Raw genomic sequence first — 21,263 nt, forward strand, 5'->3', positions numbered from 1 at the left:
GAAGCAGTGGCACAGGTCGGCGTGGTCAGCGACACCAACTGGAAGACCGCCCAGCAAGCCGGATGGACCGACACCGAACTCGCCGAACTACCCCTCCACATCGCCCTCAACACCTACACCAACACCTTCAACCGCTGGGCCAACACCGAACTCGACTTCCCCACCGTCCCCAACGTCTGACTGGCTGTTCTCTATCCGCTCGGGTGGTCGGTGAGGTTCGAACAGGGGCCTGGCCCGGGTGAGTCCGGCGGTGCGGATGCATAGAAGAAGGGCCTCTTGGTAGCTCGCGGATGTCGAGTCCAGCGAGGAGCAAGAGGCCCTGTTGTCGAAGTGCCGCGTGGTCACGGTTGCCGGGTCCAGTCCGACCACTCCTGAGTGCGACTGTCTCGCCCACAGGTTCGGGAATGCGGCCGACCAGCCGGGAGGTCGGCCCCGGTACGGCTCGGACATGAGCGATGCCGAGTGGGCGCGGGTGCGGGGTCTGCTGCCGGTGCCGGGATGGCTGACCGGCCGGGGCGGACGGCCGGAGGACTGCTGCCACCGGCAGATGATCGACGCGATCCGCCGTCTCGTCGACAACGGCATCACATGGCGGGCGCTGCCGTCCGACTTCCCGCCCTGGCCGCGCGTGTATGCCTTCTTCGCCCGCTGGCGGGATGCGGGCCTGATCGCCGAGCTGCACGACCGGCTGCGCGAGGCCGTCCGCGAGGCCGAGGGCCGTGATCAGGAGCCGAGTGCGGCCGTCATCGACTCACAGTCGGTGACGGCGGACGCCACCATCACCCACGCCTCGCGCGGCTTCGACGCCGGGAAGAAGATCAACGGACGCAAGCGTCACCTGCTCACCGACACGCTCGGGCTGCTGCCGGCCGTGCTGGTCACACCTGCCTCGACCACCGACCGGGACGCCGCCCGCATCCTGCTGCCGGCGGCCAAGGGCCGCTTCGGGCGGCTGTCACGGATCTGGGCCGACGGCGGATACACCGGCCACCTCGTCGACTGGAGTGCAACGCAGCTCCACGTAGTACTGCAACGGTGCTTGTCGTGACTGCTGGCCAGCTCGGTCGTTGATGTGGTCATGGGTGGGGACCTTGCTGATGTCAGGTTGTGGGCGGGTGAACTCGACGCAGTGCATGAGCGGTTCGTGCACCGGTTCAACCGGGAGGAGCCGCGTCAGTCAGCGCTGGCGTACATGCGGGGGCTGGTCGCGCCGCTGGAGCGGAAGAACGGCTGGACGCTGGCGGAGGAGGCCGGGCACGCGGGGCCCGATCGCATCCAGCGGTTGCTGAACCGCATCGAGTGGGATGCCGACGAGGTCCTGGACGACGTAGGCGACTACGTCGTCGAACACCTCGGAGACCCAGATGCCGTCCTGATCGTCGACGACACCGGGTTCCTGAAGAAGGGCATCCGCTCGGCCGGCGTGCAAAGGCAGTGCTCCGGTACCGCCGGACGCACCGAGAACTGCCAGATCGGCGCTTCCTCGCCTACGCCACGAGCCGCGGACGCACTCTGATCGACCGCAGGTTGTATCTGCCCACCTCCTGGACGGACGACCGGGACCGCTGCCGCCGGGCCGGCATCGACGACAGTGTCGCCTTCGCCACGAAGGTGGCCATGGCCAAGGCGATGGTCCGCAGGGCCATCGCCGACAAGGTCCCGTTCCGGTGGGTCACGGCGGACGCCGCCTACGGCTTCAGCAAAGGCCGGCGCTACGGGCTGGAGCAGGCGGACGTCTTCCACGTCATGGCCACCACCCGCCACGGCACGGTCGTCACGCGCTGGTCCATCGACCATCCCGTCCACGACCTGTTTCCCGGCCTGCCGCGGCAGAAGTGGAAACGCCGTTCCTGCGGTGAGGGAGCCCACGGCCGGCGGATCTATGACTGGGCCCGCGTCGAGGTGCGGCCCCTGGCACCGCGAGGACCGCCGGCACTGGGTCCTCGCCCGCCGCAGCGTCAGCCGCCCGGACGAGATCTCCTACTACATCGCCTACTGCCCCGCCGGCACCACGCTGGACGAGCTGATCCGCGTCGCGGGCAGCCGCTGGGCGGTGGAGGAATGCTTCCAGACCGCGAAGCAGGAGTGCGGCCTGGACGACTACCAGGTCCGCCGCTGTCCCGGCCGGCACCGCCACATGACCCTGGCCATGGCCGCCCACGCCTGCCTGACCGTCCTGCGCGCCCGACAGCTGGACGCGGACAAAGCAGAAACGGATCCTCCCAGTTCATCCACCGCAGCCTCGCCGAGATCCGACGCCTGATCACCCGACTCACCAACCGCCGGTCCACCCCGGCCGACCACATCCTGCACTGGTCGACGTGGCGCCGCAGACGGCAGTATCAAGCTCGGCTCAGCCACTTCAAACGCCGTGGACACAGACCCTGAAAACTGCCCAACACTCAGAACAAGCACCGGTGCAGTACTAAGTCCGGCGCTCATGTGACGCCGACCGAACCTCCGCAGCGATTTCCTCGTAGCCCCAGACGAACACATCCCGCTCGCCGCACCAGAGCGGAACGGTAGGCCGTGCAGCGGGGTGGATGGGCGAGGACAAGACGGTGAACGAAGGACGCAACACACCAGACTCCTGTCGGTGGGACGATCTCCGCTACGCCCTGCTCGGCCCGGTGTCGGTCGTGCGGGCCGGTACCGAGATCGATCTCGGCCCACCCAAGAGGCGGGCACTACTGGCCCGACTTCTGATCGAGGACGGGCGCGTCGTCCCGGGTGACCGCCTCTGCGAGGATCTGTGGCCCGGGCGGTCGCCCGCCCGGGCCCAATCCTCTCTGCAAGCGGAGATCAGCCGCGTGCGGGCTGCCCTGGAACCCGACCGCCCACCCCATGACCGAGCCCATGTGCTGGTGCGGGAGGCGAAGGGCTATGCCCTGCGCGTCCCGGAAGAGGCTCGAGACACCGTCCGCTTCGAACGGGGTGTGCTGCGCGCTGGCCGTTACCTCGCGACCGGGCGGCCCCGTGAGGCCCGCACCCACGTCCGCCAAGCCCTCTCACTATGGCGGGGCGCCCCTCTTGAGGACGCCCGTGACTACCACTTCACTGCGCTGTGGGCGGCACGGTGGGAGGACGCCCGGGTAGCCGCGGAGGAACTTCACATCGCTGCCCTCCTGCACAACGGTGACATCCGGCAGGCTGTGTCAGCGGCGGAGTCCCTCACAGGCGGCCAGCCGTATCGTGAGGTGGCGTGGAACCTGCTGCTGTGCGGCCTTTACCTTGCCGGACGGCACACCGACGCTCTGGCCTGCTTGGAGCGTCTACGTAAAACCATGTCGGAGGATCTGGGAGTCAGCCCGGGACCGGCGGTGGCCGCCTTGCAGGATGCCATCCTGCGCCATGATGTTGAGTTCGTCAGGCGCAGTTCATTGACCGCTGTGGGAGCCCTTCCGCCAGCACAGCAAGAGGAGAGGCACCCCCAGCGCACGCCCGCAGGACATGAGCCCGGTGCGGTCGTAAGCAGGAACCGCCCGACGAAGGCAGGCTCCCTCCCTCCGACGTTCGCGGCCGCCACCGCGTTGTCCCGTCCTGCCCAGATGCCCGCTGCCCCTGCATTCTTCGCTGGCCGCCGTGACGAACTCGATGTTCTGCGGGCGCTGCTGCCCCGGGCATCAGGGGAAGGCGCGTTGGCGCCGTCCGTCGTGTCGGTGAGCGGCATGCCCGGTGTGGGCAAGACAGCCCTCGTGCTGGCCTTCGCCCACAGCGTTCTCGACCGGTTCCCCGACGGCCAGCTGTACGCGGACCTGCGCGCGCATGCGGTCCAGGATGGCCCCGCTGCATCGGCTGACGTCCTGCGGTCCTTCCTCACCGCACTTGGGGTTCCCGCTGCAGCCGTACCGTCCGACGCTGCGGAACGCGCTGCCCTGCTCCGCACTCAGCTCGCCGGGCGGAGACTGCTCATGGTTCTCGACGACGCACGGGATGAGGAACAGGTCCGCCCCCTTATTCCCGGGACACCGTCCTGCATGGTCGTGATCACCAGCCGCAACCAGCTCCTGGGGTTGATGAGCACGGCAGGTGCGCACACCTTGGCGCTGGACGTGCCCGCGTTGCGCGACAGCAGGCAGGCGCTGACACTGCGGCTTGGTGAACGTCGGGTCACTGTCGAGCCGGCCGCCGCCGACACCCTCGTGCGCCACTGCGGCGGTCTGCCGCTCGCAGTCTCCGTCGTCGCCGCGCAAGCCGCTCTGCGCCCTCGAACCAGTCTGAAGCAGCTCGCCAGCCGGCTTGCCGACTCCCGGCGCGGCCTGGACCCTTTTGCCGGTCCCGACCCAGCCACCAACCTGCGTGAGACGTTCTCCCGCTCAACGCGGAGTCTGGCCCCACAGAGTCTCCGGCTCTTCGCCTTGCTGTCTTTGCATCCTGGCCCGCACTTTTCGGTTGCTGCTGCGGCTAGCCTGGCCGCTTTATCCCACGAAGAGACCGAGTGCCTGCTCGGGGAGCTGACCCGCGCTCATCTGATACGTGAAACGGCCCCCGAGCGCTACGATCTGCACATTTTGCTCCACCGGCACGCACGCGAGCTGCTCAACGTCCATGTCGACAACCGATCCCGCAAGGCAGCCGCCGTCCGCATGTACGACCACTACCTGCACAGCATGCCGGGTGAAGGCCCGAGCCTGTGCCACGTGCCCAGCACCGGGCTGCCTCCGCCCGCTCCCGGCGTTGTGCTGAAGGGGGTGTGCGCGTCCCGGCAGGCTTCCGCCTGGTACGAAGCTGAGCGGACGGTTCTGGCCAGAGTGCTCCGGCAGGCCGCTCACGACCGATTCCCCCGCCATGCCACGCTCCTCGCCTGGCGTCTTCAGGGGTACGCCGACGCGTGCGGCCGTCCCGCGGAGGCGACTGACCACCTTAAGATGGCTGTGCTCGCGGCGCGACAGATCGGGGACGGGCTAGCCCTCGCCAGGGCGGCCCGCGCGCTGGCGGGTTGTCTGGTGCGCATTGATAGGCATACTGAGGCGGTCGAGTACCTGGCTGTCGCTGCGGCCAGCCTGGGGGACGTACCGGACCGGGCTGAGCGCGTGCTGCTTCTGCTCAACCTATCGTCGTTGCTGCACCGCACCGGCAATGACTACTGGGCCGTCCGTGTGGCCCGCAGTGCCCTGCACCTGGCCAGGCAGCAGCAGGACCGCCCACTGGAGGCCGACGCCAGCAACACTCTCGGCTGGCTGCTGGCTGTGCAAGGGCGGCTCTGGGAAGCACTGCCGTTGTGCGGTCGCTCCATCGCTGTGTTCCGCCGCCTGCGCGACCCGCAGCGCGAGGCCTACGCCTGGGACAGCGTCGGCCTCATCCATCAGGAACTCGGCGACCACCGCCAGGCCGTTCTGTGCTACCGATTCGCGCTGGAGCGCCTGGAGCGCTGCGGTGACTCTTTCCACCAGGTCGGAACCCTGCTCAGACTGGGAGACAGCCATTGGGGCGCCGGTCACCGGGAGGAGGCGGCGACGGCTTGGCGCCAAGCCCTACAGCTGGCCCGTCCCCATCCACAGGGACACCGGATCCCGGATATCCTCCACCGACTAAGAGCCGTGCGCCGAAGCGGTACCCCGGGGCGCAGGCAGTGACTGACGTGGCTCACCGTACAGCGCGGAATAAGGCTCAGCCATCGAGCAAGGACTTCAAACACCGCGCATGGAGGGCGCCGAGGCTGGACAGGGCAATGGGGGAAGTGGTCACCCGACTGTCGCTGCGGGTGCGTTCTGTCCGATTCTGGAGGCCCCCGTGGACTGCGAGCAGGCATGTCCCGCCCTTGTCGCCCGTGTGTTCGGTTCACTGGAAGAACCCGAGCGCACCGCGGTCGACGACCACATGCGCGGCTGCGCTTTCTGCCGTGAGTAGTACGAGCAGTTCGGCGAGGTGCTGCCGCTGCTCGACCTGGTCGCGATGTGAGCTTGTGCCGCTTGACGGACAACATCGGTGTGGTGGTCAGGCTGCGAGTGCGGTCTCGTATTCGGCGGGACTGCGATAGCCGAGGCTGCTGTGCAGGCGGTGCAAGTTGTACCAGCCCTCGATGAAATCGAAGATCGCGGTGCGGGCGGCGGCCCGGCTGGGCCAGGAGACGGCGCCGAGCAACTCCCTGTTGATGGTGGCGAAGAACGACTCGGCGAGTGCGTTGTCCCAGCACTGTCCGGTGCGGCCGACCGACAGACGTACCCCCAACTGGTCTGCCAGCGCGGCGAATTGCTGGCGGGGGTACTGACAGCCACGATCCGAGTGAAAGATCACCGGCCGGATGGGACGGCGCTTTCGACAGGCGGCCGTGAGGGCATCGGCGACCAGGTCGGTCCGCAGATGGTCGGCCGTCGCCCAGCCGACCACGCGACGGGAGGCGATGTCGATGACGGTGGCCAGGTAGAGCCAGCCCTCCTCCGTGGCGATGTAGGTGATGTCACCGCACCAGCGGGCATCCAGGCCGGCGGGGTCGGGCTGGAAGTCCCGGACGACGAGACCGGGCCGTAGGGCAGCTCGTGGATCGGGGATCGTCGTCACGTGCCGTCGTCTGCGGTGTCGGCCCTGCAGGCCGGCAGCTTGCATCAGCCGCGCGACACATCGGCGGTCGCATCCGGCGCCTGCCCGCTTGAGCACGGCATGGACGCGCGGGGCACCGTGGGTTCCCCTCGATCGCGTGTGAACGTCGGCGATCTGTTCCGCCAATTCGGCGTCACGGACCGTGCGGGGACCAGGCTTGGCAGCCCGGCTGGCATAGAAGGCGGTCCGGGAGACCTTCAGCAGCTCACACGCTCGTTTGACGCTGTGACCTGCACGCTTCTCCGCCTCGATGAACGGGTGCACCGTCACCGGGTCTCCTTCGCGAAGAAGGCCGTGGCCCGCTTGAGAATGTCGACGTCCTCACGCAGACGGTGGTTCTCCCGCCGCAGTGCGGCCAGTTCCTCGCGTTCGCTGCTGGTCAGGCCGTCCCGCTCGCCTGAATCGACCTCGGCCTGCTTCACCCAGTCACGCACCGCGGTCTCGGTCAGATCGAAGTCCTTGGCGATCTGACCGACCGAGCGGTCACCACGGCGGCACAGCTCGACGACCTCCGCCTTGAACTCCGGCGTGAACGAGTGACGAGGGCGAGGCTTCTTCTTCCCCATGCTCTCCATGATGGACATCCTCCCGGGGGTGAACCCCTGATCTCGGATGCCCGCCAAAGCGGATCAAGCCCAGATGTACGCGCCGTCGGACGGCCCCGAGCCACGGGTCCCGGCCGACACCGAGTGCTCCCGTGCCGGCGAGTCCGGCCGTCGTGGCATGACGAGCGGTCCGCCCCGGCCGCCCGGTTCACCCGAGAATGCCGGTAAATGCCAATCTGGATGAGTTGGTGCCCGCTCTCGAACAGATTTTGTCGGGATCAGGAACGGTGCGAGGGTGACCGCGGTCCGCATCGACGACGAGGCGCTCCCCGCGGCGTCCCGAGCGTCCCGCGACGCGTTGGTCGGCGCATGCCCGGCCTGGCGGGCATGCGCCGACGGTGCGCTGTCTTGTTATCGGGAGGTGTTCCCCACTACGCCGAGCCGCACCAGCAGTCTCCTCAAGAGTCCTGGACGCGGCGCGTCCAGCTCGGCGTTCAACCTTTCCCATCCGGCGTCAAGCGCAGCGGGATCGCTGACTTGGGCCAGCACTCGTCGGCACTGCCCGCAGGAGGCGAGGTGCGCGTCGGCGGACCAAAGCGCGGGCGTCGCTAACTCACCGCGCGCATAGGCGGTCAGATCGTTCTCAGGTATGTGCCACGTCATGTCATCGCCTCCTGAAGTGCCTACAGACCCGCCCTGCGTGTGGGGGAGTGGTTGGAGGTGTTGGCGGTGTTTGTGGCTGTGGCGCCTGGCCTGTGGCTTTGTCGTCCGGGGTGGATTGGGTTGGGGGTGTGGTGTTGGTGTGGGGTGGTGGGTGGGGGTGTTATGCGTTTTTTGTCTTGTGGGTGAGGTCGTGGAAGGTGAGTTCGGCGTTGATGGTTTGTCCGGCTCGGTAGCCGGCGCTTACTGCGTTGACGACTTGTTCGGTGGGGCCGGCGGCGTTGCCGACGGCCCAGATGCCGGGGATGCTGGTGCGTCCTGTGGGGTCGGTTTCGGTGTAGGGGCCGACGGGGGTGGGGGTGGTGCGTGCGCCGAGGTCGCGGAGGAGGGTGTCGCGTGGGACGGGGGTGCCTGCGGCGAAGAGGATGTCGAGGGGGATGGTGGTGCCGTCCTGGAGTCGGACGCCGGTGAGGTGGTCGTTGGTGGTGAGGGTTTGTGCGATGGGTGTGGTGATGACCGGGATGCCGGCGGTGTGGAGTTGTTCTTGCTGGCCGTCGGGGAGTTCGGTGATGTTGTGGAGGAAGAGGGTGATGTTGTTGGACCACTGGGTGAGGAGGAGGGCTTGGTGGGCGCCGAGGGTGGGGTGGGCGAGTACTCCGAAGTTCTGGTCGCGGACTTCCCAGCCGTGGCAGTAGGGGCAGTGGAGTACGTCGCGGCCCCATCGTTCGCGCAGGCCGGGGATGTCGGGGAGTTCGTCGACCAGGCCGGTGGCGATGATGATGCGTCGTGCGTGGACGTCGGTGTTGTTGGCGAGGCGGAGGGTGAATTCTCCGTCGTGGGTGGGGGTGATGGTGGTGACTGTGTCGTTGAGGAGCTGGGCGCCGTAGGTGCGGATCTCTTCGCGTCCCAGGGCGAGGTATTCCGAGGGGGGCATGCCGTCGCGGCTCAGTACTCCTTGCATGTGTGCGGCGGGTGCGTTGCGGGGTTCGCCGGCGTCGATGACGAGGACGCTGCGGCGTGAGCGGCCGAGGATGAGGGCGGCGCTCAGGCCCGCGGCGCCGCCGCCGACGATGACGACGTCGAACTGTTCGGTGGTCTGGGGGGTGTTCGGGGTGTGCGGCATGATGCGGTCCTCGTTCTCCGGAAAGACGCTGGTGAAATCAGCGTGTTGCATACGTTGCGTGTGGGGCAAGTGGCCTTGCCGGTTCTGCAAAAGGGCGGCGGGTTCAATGGGCGTCGCTCGTGCGCCCGCGCGTGTTGCGGACTCCGGAATGCTTTCGGTCGGTCAGCCGCACCAGGTGGGCGCGGTCAGGACCGGCGGCCCGCCAGGTTCCGGTGACGTCCTCCATGTTGTCGATCCACCGCAGCAGTTCCTGGGTGACGGCTGAGAGCCGGCCCCCGCCGGGAGGGGGTGACGTTACGGCGCTCTCGCGCCCGCGCAGCCGCAGTTCCCACTGCAGCATGCGGCGGTGCACCGGTACCACGAAGGCGCCGGTGAGTTCCTCGAAGCGGTCGGTACGGTCCGCCGCGCTCGCGTCCCGGGTGTCCCTCAGCGCGTCCCGTAGGACGACGGCGTGCAGGGCCCCCAGGGAAAACTGCGGTCCGTACAGCGGATGGGAGGAGGCCCAGGCCGTGCCCACGGAGGCGAAGCCGGTGACGGTCGGCACTGTGGGCATGTGCATGCGGCGCCCCATGCCGCGGGCAGCCGTGGAGGTCCGCACACCTTGGAGGGGGACGGCGTCTTCCAGTCCCAGTACCGGACCGAGGGCGGCGGTGACGCGGTCCCAGACCGAGGGCTGGGCCAGCGAGTACATCTCCTCGTCCCCCTCGCCGATGCACAGGGTGACGGTCCAGGTGTCCGAGGCGCGCACGACCCGTACGCACAGGCTGTCGAAGCCGTAGAGGGCGACAGAGGGGGCCGGCGCCGGGGAATCGGAGTTGGCCGCCGGTACGAAGCGTCGGGTGTACAGCCTCGACTCCAGCCTGCCCACCCGGTCCTTTCCGGCGTGTGTGCCCGCGGCGCTGAGTAGTTCGTCCATCGGCACTTGGCCGGCGTCGACGCAGACGTCCGTGAAGAGGGCGCGACCGTCGTCTGTGAGGACTCCGCGCACGTGCGGGCGGTCGGGACGCAGCTCATTGCCCATGATCAGGGACTCCGCTCCGGCGTCCGGAAGCCACCTGATACTGGGATGGCGCTGCACGGCGCCAGCCAGGGTTTCCCGCACCGCGGCGCTCGGCAACAGGTGTACCTCGGTGCCGGAACCGCGCGACCTGCTGTGTCCGGGACGCCCTTCGAAACTCTGCTGCCTGCCGGCCAGCGCGGTCAGCGCGCCGGCAAGGGCGGGTGTCTCCCGCTCCAGCAGGCGGGCCACCGCCGGGACCAGCAGGTGGTGAGGGATGTCGTTGTCGGCCAGATCGTGACAGGCGGCGGATCCCTCGCCGAGGACCGTCACCTCGTGACCGTCGTCTGCCAGGAGAACGGCTGCCAGGAGCCCGTCCGGACCGGTCCCGCGGACCATGACACGCATCATTGACCTTCCGCTGATAGTGCACGCGGGACCACGGTGACCTAAACGACTGCTCATTCAACAGATCACTTCATGACCGATTCCGGTGCGTGGCTGCATGCCTGGGCGGTCACCAAGGGGCAGGGCGGAGATTGGACAACGCTATGAACTGGTGAATGAACAGTTCCCGTGGCGAGGGTGTGGCGAAGTAGTCCTTACTAGGAGAACCACATGACGCACATCCTCGTCCTTGGTGCTGGCCCGGTGGGCCTGACAACCGCCATGCTGTTTGCTGCGGAGGGGCACCGGGTCACCGTGCTGGACCGCGACCACAGCAGCACGCGTGAACCTTCCGTCCTCACCGGAGGAGAGTGGAAGCGTTCCGGAGTCACTCAGTTCGCTCACACCCACATCCTGATGCCTGCTGGTTTCAACGTTCTGGAGGCGGAGTTGCCCGGTGTGGTGGACCGCCTTCTGTCCCTCGGTGGCCGGAGGCACAACATGATCGGCGGTGCCTGGGGGTTGGGCAACGTGGGGGAGCGGCGCGAGGAAGACGTGAAGTTCGAGACCGTCACCGCACGGCGACCCGTGATGGAGATGGCCCTGTTCGCTGAGGCGCGAGCGACGCCCGGCGTCACCATACGGTGCGGTACGCGCGTGACCGGGCTGCTGACGGGCGGTGCCAGGACGCTGGGACGGCCACATGTCACGGGTGTGACGACGCAGAACGGGGAGGCCTTCGAGGCCGATCTTGTGGTGGACACCCTGGGCCGCAACACCGTCATGCCGTCCCTGCTCACCGGATTGGGTGCCGCGCCCGCAGAGCGGCGTGCCAACAGCGGCTTCCGCTACTACACCCGCTATTTCCGTGCTGGGTCCGGTGAGATGCCTGCTCAGCTGCCCTGGCCCCTGCTCTTCCACACGGGCGTCACGTTGATCACCGGCCCGGGTGACAACGACACCTGGTCCGTCACGGTGAGCACCTCCGGGCGTGACCAGCAGTTGCGCGAGCTTCGAAACAACGATGTCTGGGAACGTGTCATGGCGCTGTATCCCACGGCTTCGCACTGGGCGAAGGGGGAGCCGCTGACGGATGTGCAGGTGCTGGGTGGCATTGAGAGCCGGGTCCGCGACTACCTGTATGACGGACTGCCCGTGGCCACTGGGGTGATCGCCGTAGGCGACGCCTGGGCCACCACCAACCCCCAGTACGGCATGGGGATGACCGCAGGGTTCCAGCAGGCGGTACAGCTGCGGGACGTGGTCCGCACGGTGGGCGTGAGCAACGCGGTCGACCTCGGGCGCTACTACAACGAGGTACGGGCCGAAGCGCAGATGCCGCTGTGGGAGAGCACCCATGCCTGGGACACCCACCGGTTGGCCGAGATCGACGCGGAGTTGGCAGGCGAGCGGTACGTCACCGATGACCCTGACTGGAATGTGCGGAACGTCCTTCATGCGGTACGCAATCAGGACCCTGAGATTCTGCGTGCCTACGCGGAGGTGGCTTGCATGGTCAGCACCGTGGAGGACGCTTTCGTGAAGACCGGGCTGATCGAGCGGGTCCTGACGCTGGGTGGCGGCGACTTGCCGCGTTACGACGAGCCGGGGCCGAGCCGTGCCGAACTGCTCGACGCGATCGGCGCCGGCGTCTGAACTGGCGACCGCCTGGAACAGGCCGCTCTGCGCCGGAGGGTCCCCACAACCCGACCGGCGCAGAGCCGCGCGCGGCAGCGGCCACCGCGCCAGGCCCCCCACGTCCCCAGGACGGGGCCTGCTGACTTACCCGACGATCAGAACCGACGTTCGGTTCAATGCTGAGCGCGGTACGGCCGGTGAACCGGGCCGGCTCACCGGCCGTAGAAGGCGAAGTGCCCCTGGCTGCGACGGCCGCGTGCGCGCTGGGTGAGCGGCGACCGCACGGCTGTGCCGCATCGGTGCCTCGTGAGTGAACGCTGTGAGAGGAGTCCTGCGCGTGGTGTCTGCCGACTATGGCCGCCTTGGGCTGGGCCTCGTGCGGAGGCGGCGGAGCCGTGCCTTGCGCCTGGCAGGTTTCGTGATCGTGGCAGTCCTGCATATCGCGGGATGTCGCGTGGGCGGTGACGACAGCGTGCCGGGCGCGGACGTGACGCCGGAAGTGAGCCAGCGGGCGGCATCGGCTGGTCCTTCGGAGGGTGCGGTCGGCCGCTGAGGCTTCGCGGTGCGGAGGTGGACCGGCCCCTTCCGACGGGGGGTACGGTTGGGGCCGGTCTCGCGAGCCGACAGGAATGGACTCGCGACCGTTCCTACGTCCATCGCGCGGGTTCGGTTCACTTCCGCTGCCCTCTGCTTCGTTCCGGTGTCAGACACCCGCCGGAGTCGTGTCCCGCGGTGTGCTGTCCTCGGGCGCAGTGGCGCGACGCGCGGGACGCTGGGACCGGAGCAGGGCCCAGATCACCACCAGCAGCAGCAGGCCGATCCCGGCCATCAGCCACAGCATCGAGTGGAAGGCCGAGTCATAGGCCTGGCGCAGGAACGACGAGAAGTCGGCGCGTTCGGCGGCCGCCGCGTGCTCCGTGGCGGCCGAGAGGTCGCCGGCGGCCAGGTCGTCGGCGACGTCCGCGGGGACGGCGTCCGCGGCACGCGCCCCGTCCTCGGTGCGGATGGCGATGAAGGTGGCGAGCAGGGAGCCGAAGATCGCGACCGCGATGGCCTCGCTACCCAGGCGCATGGTGTTGAGGAAGCCGGCCGCCATGCCCGCCTTGTGCGGCGGGACGCTGTGCTGGAGCTGTCCGTCGACAAGGCCGGCGGACAGGCCCATGCCCGCGCCCGTGACGAGCATCGGCAAGGCCACCACAGCGACGGACACGTGCTCGCCAAACAGCAGCAAGGACAGGTCACCGACCACTAGCAGGGCGGCGCTGACCAGGAGGAGGGTGGTGGCGGGGACTCCGCGGGCGACCAGTTTCCCGGCGATCAGCGGACACAGGAGCACCGGCAGGGTGAGCAGCACCATGGTCAGGCCGGCGGCGCTGGTGGACGCTCCCCGCACCGTGGACAGGTAGTTCGGCAGGTAGGTCATGATCGTGATGAAGCCGAACGAGGCGGCCACGGGCACCAGGGACAGCGCCAGTACCCGGCGGTCGGTGACGAGGCTCAGATCCAGCATGGGGTGTTCCCGTCGGCGTTGCACGGAGGCGAAGACGGCCAGGGCGACGGCCGCCGCGGCGAAGAGACCCAGGGTGCGCATGTCGCCCCAGCCCCACTGGGAGGCCTGCACGATGCCGACGGTCAGCAGCAGGACGCCGGTCACGAAGAGCGCGGTGCCGGGGATGTCGAACCGGGTGTCCTCCCGGCGTACGAACGTGAGATGACGGGTGGCGAACGGCAGGGCCAGTAGTCCGGCCGTGACCGCTATGGCGTGCGCGGCGAAGATCCACCTCCAGCCGAGGTGGTCGGCCATCAGGCCGGACAGGGACGGGCCGAGGGCGATGCCGATGCCCGAGACGGCACCGAACATGGCGAAGACGCGGTCCCGTGCGGGGCCGGTGAACGCCATGGCGAGAAGGGCGCTGCCGCACGAGAACAGGGCTGCGCCGCCGAGTCCCGCCGCGACGCGTGCGATGTCCAGGAAGAGCGCGTTGGGCGCCAGGGCGCTCGCGAGGGAGGCGAGCGCGTAGATGGCGGCACCGATGCCGAAGGCGCGGACCCGGCCGATGATGTCGCTGAGGGAGCCCCAGGCGAGGGTGAAGCATGCGAAGGCGACGTTGAACCCGTTCACCACCCACTGCAGGGAGATCAGGCCGGCACCTGTGTCGGCACCGATGTCGGGCAGGGCGACCGCGGTGCCTGAGATGGAGGTGGGCACTACGAAGACCGCCAGCATGACAATGGCGGCGGCCAGCGCGTTGCGGCCGGGGGAGGCGGTGGTGTCCGGCAGGGCACCTGTCTTCGTTCTCATGCGGCAAGCTCGATTCTGTGTAGACAAATGGGGTGGTCGCGTGACGGCTGCGCTGGCGCACGCGGGCAGGAGCGACCATGGGACAGCCGGAAGGACCCGGACCATGCTATTCTATAATTACATGGAATATGGAAGTTAGGATGCGCGATGGAACACCTGGACGGCGTCTTCGACCAGTTCGCCCGCGTGGCGAAGGGACTGGCCCACCCCGCCCGCCTCCACCTGCTGGACCTGCTGGCCCAGGGCGAGTGCACCGTGGAGCCGCTGGCCGCGGCGGCGGGGCTCAAGCTCTCCACCACCTCGGCCCACTTGCAGGCCCTGAAGAACGCGCGCCTGGTGACCACCCAGCGACAGGGCACGCACATCGTCTACGCCCTCGCCGGTGACGACGTCGCCGAGCTGTACCTGAAACTGCGGCAGGTCGCGCGCGAGCACGTCGACGAGGTAGAGGCGGCCCGGCTCAGGCTGGAAAACGGGACCCGTCTGTTCTCCCGCCGGGCACCGCAGGAACCCGGGACGGCGGACACCGACGCCCCGCCCGTGCAGGAGATCAGTCGCGCGCAGCTGCTGCGTGAGGTCGAGGACGGGCAGGTCACGGTCGTCGACGTGCGTCCGACCCGGGAGTACGCGGCCGGCCACCTCCCCGGTGCTGTGTCCATCCCGCTGGAAGAACTCGCCGAGCGCCTGGACGAGCTGCCCGACACTACGGTCGTGGCCTACTGCCGCGGCGAGTACTGCGTCGGCTCCCACGAAGCGGTGCGGCTGCTCACCGCGCGCGGGCGCGCGGCCTTCCGGCTGCGCGACAGCGTCCTGGAATGGCGCCTGGCGGGTCTTCCGGTGGAGACCGCCTGACCGTGGCCCCGCGCGCGGAGCACGTGGTCAGGGCAGCCGTACGACGACGGTCAGGCCGCCCTCCGGCGAGGGGTGGGCCCGTGCCCGTACGTCACCTCCGTGCGCGCGTGCGATGGACGCCACGATCGACAACCCCAGCCCATGGCCCCGACTGCCCGCGCCACCGCGCCGGAACGGCTCGAACAGCGACGGCACGGCATTCTCGGTAATCACCGGGCCGGTGTCGGACACCTCGATCGTCCCCTTGCCCGTTCGTACCCGTACCCGTACCTGGCCTCCGGGCGCGTCGTGTCGGATACCGTTCACAACGAGGTTGTGCACCAACCGGTCCAGCAGAGCGGCATCCCCGGTCACCGTCCACGCACAGGTCTCCACCGACACCCGCACCGACGCCTGCCCGGCCTCTGCTGTCAACGCACCCACCGCGGCGACCGCCACCTCGTCCAGCGCCATTGGCGCGCGCTGGCGCAGCCCCTGGTCCGAGGCGGCCAGCACCAGCAACCCTTCGATCATCCGCTCACTGTCCCGGGCCACCTCCAGCAGCCGCTCCCGGATGTGCGCCACCCGCGCCGCGTCCGGCGACCCGGCCAGTCCGATCTCCGCCGCCGCCCGCTGCACGGCCAGCGGCGTGCGCAACTCGTGCGCGGCATGTGCGGCGAACCGCTGCTGGGCAGCCACTGGATGTTCCAGCCGTTCCAGCATTGCGTCGAATGTGTCGGCCAGCTCCTTCAGCTCGCCCGGCGGCCCCGCCAGAGCGATCCGCTCGTGCAGGTTCTCCCGCGACAGCCGACGGGCCGCCTCAGTGATCACCCGCACCGGACGCAGCACCCGGCCGGCTGTCCACCAGGCCAGCGGCACCGACAGGACGGCGTACAAGCCGAGGGCGGCCGACGAGATGGGCAGCAGCTCTCGCAGCGCCGCCGTCTCGGCCGCCTCCGCCACCGGGTTCTGCGCCACCGCGATGGCCCGGCCCGGCGGCACCGAAGGGCCGCCCGCTGCCGTGCCCATTTCGGGCTCCACCTGCACGGCCAACGTACGAACGGCGTCGTCGATCGTCGACGACAGGCCGCGCTGGGTGAAAACGTACACTCCCGCCGCCAGCAAGACCCCGGCCAGCACCAGCAGCCCTCCGTACAGGAGAGTGAGTCGGGCCCGCTCGCCGCGCAGTGACACGCCGCTCAGCACGGCCCGGCCATGCCGTAGCCCACGCCGGGAACAGTGACGACGGCCGGCGGATCACCCAGATTTGCGCGGAGCTTGCTCATGGTGACCCGCACCGCGGTGGAGCCGTAACCGATGTGCTCGTCCCACACCTGCTCGATCAGATCCTCGACACTGACCGGGGCACCGTTCGCACGCATCAGGGACTCCAGCACTCCGAACTCCTTGCGTGACAGCGGCAACGGCTGCCCGTCGCGATGCGCGGTGCGGCGAGCGGTGTCCAGCGCGACCCCGGCCCGTTCCAGCAGGGGCGGCGCCGCTGGCAGGACCCGCCGCCCCAGCGCCAGCACCCGGGCCAGAAGTTCGGCGTAGGCAAACGGCTTGGCGTCGTAGGGGACGAACCGTAGTCGGCGCAGGGCCTCCACCCCATCCAGGGCCACGTCGACGGCGAGAGCGTCGCGACGCAGCCCTTCGGCGATCATCTCCGCGAGGAATACCTCGTCCTCCACCACCAGTACGCGCATGCTCCACCTCCATCGCGGAGCCACCTTTCGCCGGCATAAACAGCCGGCTGTCGCCGCGCGTCGTGCAGTCCGTAGAGTCGGCCCGCGGCCCGCTGCCTGCGGGGCCCTGCCAGAATGGCGGCAGACCGAGAGTAAGCAGGGTGTTCCACAAGCCGGAACACGCGAGGAAACGGTGGGCGAAAGGCAGACACGTGGTGCACAACGACGGCGGAGTGCTGGGCAGCAGGCTGGGCATCGCGCGTGACCGCGCCTTCGTGGGCCGCGTCGCGGAGATGGCCATCTTCCGCTCCGCGCTCGCCGGGGAACCCGGGGCACCCCCCGTGCAGTTCCTGCACGGCCCTGGCGGCATCGGCAAGTCGATGCTGCTGCGCCGCATGGCGCACGAGGCCAGGCAGGCCGGGCGCGTCGTCGTCGAGGTCGACGGCCGTACCGTCCCGCCCACCCCAGAGGCATTCACCCAGGCGGCCGCCGGTGTGCTCGACAACACCGGAGCCGTCCTCACCGTCGACACCTTCGAACGCTGCCAGGGCCTGGAAGGCTGGTTGTGGGAGAAGTTCCTGCCCCAGATGCCGCTGGGCACGGTCGTGGTCGTCGCCGGGCGCCAAGCCCCTGATCCGCGCTGGACCACCGACCCAGGCTGGCACGAACTGCTGCACGTCAGCGCCCTGCGCAACCTGCCGCCCAAGGATGCCGCCGCGCTGCTGGACAGCCGCGGCGTTCCCAAGAGCGCCCACCAGCACCTGCTGTCCTTCACCGGTGGTCACCCGCTCGCCCTCGCCCTCGCAGCGGCGGTGGTCGCCGACGGGGAGGGCCCGGCCGCCCAGTGGTCGCCCGGTCACGATGTCGTCGAAACGCTGCTGCCCCGGCTGGTGGACAACCCTCCCAGCCCCGCCCACCGGCACGCTCTGGAGATCTGTGCGCACGCCCATGTCTCCACCGAGAATCTGCTGGCCGCCGTGATAGGGGACCGTGCCCCGGAACTGTTCGCCTGGCTGCGCGCCCAGCCGTTCATCGAGTCGACGGCGAATGGCCTGTTCCCGCACGACGTGGTGCGTGCGACGCTCGAGGCTGACCTGCGCTGGCGCGACCCGGAGGGCTTCGCCGCCCTGCACGGCAGTCTGCGCAGTCATCTCTTCGAGCGGCTGCGCGCCGCCCCCGAACCGCTGGTACTCCCGGCGATCGGCGCGCTGCTGTACTTGTACCGCACTGACGGCTCCATGTCCCGGTTCCACACCTGGAGCGACGTGGGCGCGGTCTACGAACGCCCCTACACACCGGCCGACACCGACCGCGTCATACACCTGGCCGAGGAGGCGGAGGGCGGTGAGTCGGCCGCTCTCGTGCGCTTCTGGCTGGAGCACCAGCCCGGAGCCTTCCGCGTGTACTTCTCGGCACAGACCGGCCAGGCAGTCGCCTTCGGCGCCTGGCTCAGGCTCACCGACACCACCGGCACGGACATCGACCCGGTCGTCACCGAGGCCTGGGAACACGCGCGCCGGCACACTCCGCTGCGCGAGGGTGAGCATCTGGCACTGTCCCGGTTCAACGTGTACCCGCCGGTCTACCAGCGGCCCTCGGCGGCGATGACGCTGATGCAGTGGCGGGCGATGGCGGAGATCTTCCGTTCCGACAAGCTCGCCTGGCACTTCATCGTGATGCGGGACGACGGCTTCTGGAACACCCATCTCGGGCACTTCGACATGCTGCCCACCGCACACGCCGCCCAGGTCGGCGCACATCCCTACCGGTTGTTCGGCCATGACTGGCGTGCCGAGCCCGCTGAGGCGTGGCTGGAGTCCAAGTCGGTGCTCATGCTTTCCGGTGCCTCCGAGGATTCCGTCGAGGGGCCGGCGGTCCAGTCCGAGCTGGTCGTGTTGTCCCGGCCCGAGTTCGAGGCAGCCGTGCGTGACGCGCTGCGGGCCGTGCGGCAGCCGCATACCCTTGCGGACAACCCGCTCAGCCGCAGCAGGGTCGGTGTGAGCCATGGAGGGGACCTGCGCCGAGTCCTGGAACTGGCCGCGGGACTGCTGTTGCAGGACCACCGCACTGGAGAGAAGCGCCACCGGGCCGTGGACACCACCTACTTCAAGGCGGTGCCCACCCAGGAGGCCGCCGCTGAGCGGCTGGGACTTCCCTTCAGCACCTACCGACGCCACCTGACCGCCGGCATCGACGCCATGGTCGACATCCTCTGGCGCCACGAACTGAACGGGGCACCACTGAGCAGCTGACCCGGTGACGGGACCTCAGTGGTTTCCGACAGAAGACGATTCCGAAACGGACGACGACTCCGTCGTCGGGGCGGAACGCGGCGTCCCATCACTCAATTCGCGCGTCTTGCACGCGATGTCGTGTCGCCGGGCGGGCCCGTGCTCGACCACATCCCCCTCCAGCAGCGGATCGGTGGCGCACCCAGGCCCCCCGGATGTCGCGGGCAGCCAGCACTACGATCTCGGCTGCACATCGCCTCCCGCACGCACAGTCGGGTTGCATCGCCGGTGCACGAGGAGAACAAGCTCCTTGCGCGTAGGGGGTGCGTGTGTGGGGTGTGGTGTCAGGGTGTGTCGCGTAGTGGGGCGAAGGCCGTGTCGTAGAGCCTGTCAGCTGCGCGGCGTAGGACGAAGTTGCGGAGGGCGGGGGTGAGGTTTCTGGTGCGGTCGCGTTTGCGGGTCTGGTCCTGGATCCAGGTGGTGCGGGGCTGGCGTTGTTGCTGGTAGCGGGTGAGTGCGTGGGTGAGGTCGGTTCCGGGTTCGGTGAGTGTTCGGGCGAGTACGAGGGCGTCTTCGGCGGCCATGGCGACGCCTTGTGCCATGTTGGGTGGGGTGGCGTGGGCGGCGTCTCCGATCAGTACGGTGTGTGTGGTGGCCCATTGGGGGGTGCTGACGGTTTCGATGCGGGCGAAGTGGGCTTGTTCGGCGTCGGGGGTGTTCATGAGGGCTTTGACTTCGGGGGCGTATCCGGTGAAGTGGTGGGCCTGGGAGGTGAGGGTGAGGTCGTGTGCGGGTGGGGTGGGCAGGGAGAGGTCGGCGTAGCAGTAGAGCTGTCCGGTGCTGACGGGGACGGCGAGGAAGGATGTTCCGCGTCCCATCCAGACGGTCCATTGGTCGATGCTGTGGTGGTTGTCGGTGAGGTAGCGCCAGCACACTTGGCCGGTGTATTGGGGGGTGGTGTGGGGGCTGACTGTGGTGCGGATCTGTGAGTGGAGGCCGTCGGCGCCGATGACGAGGTCGTAGTGTCTGCTGGTTCCGTCGGTGAAGGTGACGTGGGCGCCGTCGGGGTCTTCGTGGAGGGAGGCGACGGTGAGGCCGGTGCGGGGGGTGGCCTGGATGTTTTTGCTGAGGGCGTCGTGGAGTGTGCTGTGGGTGATGCCGATGCTGTCGGCGATGTGGTGCCACAGGTCGCCGAGGTGGATGCGGCCCAGTGGGTTGCCGCTGCTGTCGCGCAGGTCCTGGGAGGTGAGGGGTGCTCCGAGGGTGTCCAGGGGGGCGTCGAAGCCGAGTGTGGTCAGTGCGCGGACGGCGTTGGCGGGCAGGAAGAAGCCTTTGCCTGTTGCCGGGTGGGTGCGTCGTTCGATGATGTCCACGGGCATGTCGTGGTGTTCCAGTGCCCTGGCGGCGGTCAGGCCGGCGATTCCCGCGCCGACTATCAGTGTGTGATATGAGCCGGGCATGTCGTCCTTCGTGTTTCTGTGTCGGGTGGTGTGGTGGGGGAGTGGGTCATGGGTGGTGGGTGTGTGGGGGGCCGGTGGGTTCGGTCCGTCGGTGTGTGGGTGTGCACCGTGTGCGGCGGGTGTCGGGTGAGGGGTGGTTGCCGCGGGGTTTTCGCCGTGTGGTTGCTGTGCGTCGTTCGGGGGGTGGTGCGGGTGTGGGCGGTGTGGTGTCGTCGGGTGGGCCGCTGTCCGGGCCGAGCAGGGACAGCAGGCTTGCTGTTTCCCTGAGGTCGTCGTAGACGTGCCGGCATTGCGGGCAGTGCTTCAGATGGGCCGTGACGGCGGCTGTCCGGGGGTGGTGTCCCCGGGTCAGGACTTCGACCGAGACGTCGTATCTGAGCTGTTCGCAGTTCATGTTTTCCTCCCGCCGTACGGCTCACGCCGCCGCTAGAGACAACGTGTGCACGCAACCGGCGGTTCATGGAGGGTGGGAGCGTGGAGCTCACCCGAGAGGGAGGAGCCGGGGCTGCGCTGCGTCGTCTTCCGATGGCGGCCGATACTTCGGTGTGTGCCGTCAGGTGGCCCGTGGCCTGCGCGATGTCCGCGTCGCTACTCGGTCCGGCTGGGCGGGGCGTTCCGGCCGCGATCAGCACCTCGAAGGGCGTCGCAATCTCTTCCACGGGCGTGGCACTGTCATGTACGTGGGTCACCGGGGCCGGCTCCTGGGTATCCGAGCCGTTGCGACAGCCCACTCTCGCCACCAGCGCCTGGTCGTGGACGGCCTGCTCCCTCAGTCACGGTTCGCAGTGGCCTGTTTCCGGCGGGGGCTGTGGTTGTCTTCTGCGAACCGTTTTCGTTGTCTGTGCGTTGAGGGGGCGGGGGGTG

General features: G+C 68.8%; 13 protein-coding genes and 3 pseudogenes. 7 read left to right on the forward strand and 9 right to left on the reverse strand.

Going from position 1 to position 21,263, the window contains the following annotated elements:
• The 4 genes and pseudogenes from KUM32_RS32620 to KUM32_RS32635 form a co-directional block, all read left to right on the forward strand.
• Positions 1-180, forward strand: a pseudogene (locus tag KUM32_RS32620) (carboxymuconolactone decarboxylase family protein); the annotation flags it as partial.
• Positions 181-448: 268 nt separating this feature from the next.
• Positions 449-1,048 (forward strand): IS5 family transposase, encoded by a 600-nt coding sequence (locus KUM32_RS32625; RefSeq protein ID WP_254406471.1) that lies wholly within the window; start codon positions 449-451, stop codon positions 1,046-1,048.
• A 30-nt stretch (positions 1,049-1,078) separates the two neighbouring features.
• Positions 1,079-2,263 (forward strand): annotated as a pseudogene (locus KUM32_RS32630) (IS701 family transposase).
• 280 nt (positions 2,264-2,543) lie between these two features.
• A complete protein-coding gene (locus KUM32_RS32635; protein ID WP_217145555.1) occupies positions 2,544-5,576 on the forward strand; it encodes an AfsR/SARP family transcriptional regulator in 3,033 nt (1,010 codons plus the stop codon).
• Between the two features lie 361 nt (positions 5,577-5,937).
• Here KUM32_RS32635 and KUM32_RS32640 read toward each other — a convergent pair whose 3' ends face one another.
• The 5 genes and pseudogenes from KUM32_RS32640 to KUM32_RS32655 form a co-directional block, all read right to left on the reverse strand.
• Complete coding sequence (locus KUM32_RS32640) at positions 5,938-6,810, reverse strand: IS3 family transposase (RefSeq protein WP_217145556.1); 873 nt, start codon at positions 6,808-6,810, stop codon at positions 5,938-5,940.
• Complete coding sequence (locus KUM32_RS32645; protein WP_217145557.1) at positions 6,807-7,115, reverse strand: transposase; 309 nt, start codon at positions 7,113-7,115, stop codon at positions 6,807-6,809. Before KUM32_RS32645 ends, KUM32_RS32640 begins: the two co-directional genes overlap by 4 nt.
• A gap of 384 nt (positions 7,116-7,499) precedes the next feature.
• Positions 7,500-7,748, reverse strand: a pseudogene (locus tag KUM32_RS44105) (zf-HC2 domain-containing protein); the annotation flags it as partial.
• Between the two features lie 160 nt (positions 7,749-7,908).
• Entirely contained in the window at positions 7,909-8,919 is a 1,011-nt protein-coding gene (locus tag KUM32_RS32650) for an NAD(P)/FAD-dependent oxidoreductase (protein ID WP_308408776.1), read from the reverse strand.
• Between the two features lie 52 nt (positions 8,920-8,971).
• Positions 8,972-10,264 (reverse strand): hypothetical protein, encoded by a 1,293-nt coding sequence (locus KUM32_RS32655; RefSeq protein ID WP_217145558.1) that lies wholly within the window; start codon positions 10,262-10,264, stop codon positions 8,972-8,974.
• A 219-nt stretch (positions 10,265-10,483) separates the two neighbouring features.
• On the opposite strand from KUM32_RS32655, the gene KUM32_RS32660 reads away from it, so the two are divergent.
• Positions 10,484-11,908 carry an NAD(P)/FAD-dependent oxidoreductase gene (locus KUM32_RS32660; RefSeq protein ID WP_217145559.1) on the forward strand — a complete coding sequence of 475 codons (1,425 nt, stop codon included), beginning with the start codon at positions 10,484-10,486 and terminating at the stop codon, positions 11,906-11,908.
• 685 nt (positions 11,909-12,593) lie between these two features.
• Here KUM32_RS32660 and KUM32_RS32665 read toward each other — a convergent pair.
• Entirely contained in the window at positions 12,594-14,192 is a 1,599-nt protein-coding gene (locus KUM32_RS32665; RefSeq protein ID WP_217145560.1) for an MFS transporter, read from the reverse strand.
• 147 nt (positions 14,193-14,339) lie between these two features.
• Between KUM32_RS32665 and KUM32_RS32670 the strand changes: the two genes are divergently transcribed.
• A complete protein-coding gene (locus tag KUM32_RS32670; RefSeq protein WP_217145561.1) occupies positions 14,340-15,044 on the forward strand; it encodes a metalloregulator ArsR/SmtB family transcription factor in 705 nt (234 codons plus the stop codon).
• Between the two features lie 27 nt (positions 15,045-15,071).
• Here the strand turns inward: KUM32_RS32670 and KUM32_RS32675 are convergent, their stop codons facing one another.
• Positions 15,072-16,229 carry an ATP-binding protein gene (locus KUM32_RS32675; protein ID WP_308408777.1) on the reverse strand — a complete coding sequence of 386 codons (1,158 nt, stop codon included), beginning with the start codon at positions 16,227-16,229 and terminating at the stop codon, positions 15,072-15,074.
• On the reverse strand, positions 16,223-16,729 hold the full coding sequence (locus KUM32_RS32680) for a response regulator transcription factor (RefSeq protein ID WP_217145562.1): 507 nt from the start codon (positions 16,727-16,729) through the stop codon (positions 16,223-16,225). The genes KUM32_RS32675 and KUM32_RS32680 overlap by 7 nt, the downstream gene beginning before the upstream one ends.
• 191 nt (positions 16,730-16,920) lie before the next feature.
• On the opposite strand from KUM32_RS32680, the gene KUM32_RS32685 reads away from it, so the two are divergent.
• Positions 16,921-18,960, forward strand: a complete 2,040-nt coding sequence (locus tag KUM32_RS32685) for an ATP-binding protein (RefSeq protein ID WP_217145563.1) — start codon at positions 16,921-16,923, stop codon at positions 18,958-18,960.
• 323 nt (positions 18,961-19,283) lie between these two features.
• Here KUM32_RS32685 and KUM32_RS32690 read toward each other — a convergent pair whose 3' ends face one another.
• A complete protein-coding gene (locus KUM32_RS32690; protein ID WP_217145564.1) occupies positions 19,284-20,399 on the reverse strand; it encodes an FAD-dependent monooxygenase in 1,116 nt (371 codons plus the stop codon).
• Positions 20,400-21,263 lie beyond the last annotated feature (864 nt).

It is taken from the genome of Streptomyces sp. AC627_RSS907, assembly GCF_019049165.1.

Excerpts from the sequence above, each read along its gene's own strand:
- KUM32_RS32645 (WP_217145557.1), bottom strand. The coding sequence starts at position 7,115 with ATGGAGAGCATGGGGAAGAAGAAGCCTCGCCCTCGTCACTCGTTCACG.
- KUM32_RS32680 (WP_217145562.1), bottom strand. The coding sequence starts at position 16,729 with ATGCGCGTACTGGTGGTGGAGGACGAGGTATTCCTCGCGGAGATGATC.
- KUM32_RS32665 (WP_217145560.1), bottom strand. The coding sequence starts at position 14,192 with ATGAGAACGAAGACAGGTGCCCTGCCGGACACCACCGCCTCCCCCGGC.
- KUM32_RS32690 (WP_217145564.1), bottom strand. The coding sequence starts at position 20,399 with ATGCCCGGCTCATATCACACACTGATAGTCGGCGCGGGAATCGCCGGC.
- KUM32_RS32650 (WP_308408776.1), bottom strand. The coding sequence starts at position 8,919 with ATGCAACACGCTGATTTCACCAGCGTCTTTCCGGAGAACGAGGACCGC.
- KUM32_RS32625 (WP_254406471.1), top strand. The coding sequence starts at position 449 with ATGAGCGATGCCGAGTGGGCGCGGGTGCGGGGTCTGCTGCCGGTGCCG.
- KUM32_RS32655 (WP_217145558.1), bottom strand. The coding sequence starts at position 10,264 with ATGGTCCGCGGGACCGGTCCGGACGGGCTCCTGGCAGCCGTTCTCCTG.
- KUM32_RS32635 (WP_217145555.1), top strand. The coding sequence starts at position 2,544 with ATGGGCGAGGACAAGACGGTGAACGAAGGACGCAACACACCAGACTCC.
- KUM32_RS32670 (WP_217145561.1), top strand. The coding sequence starts at position 14,340 with ATGGAACACCTGGACGGCGTCTTCGACCAGTTCGCCCGCGTGGCGAAG.
- KUM32_RS32660 (WP_217145559.1), top strand. The coding sequence starts at position 10,484 with ATGACGCACATCCTCGTCCTTGGTGCTGGCCCGGTGGGCCTGACAACC.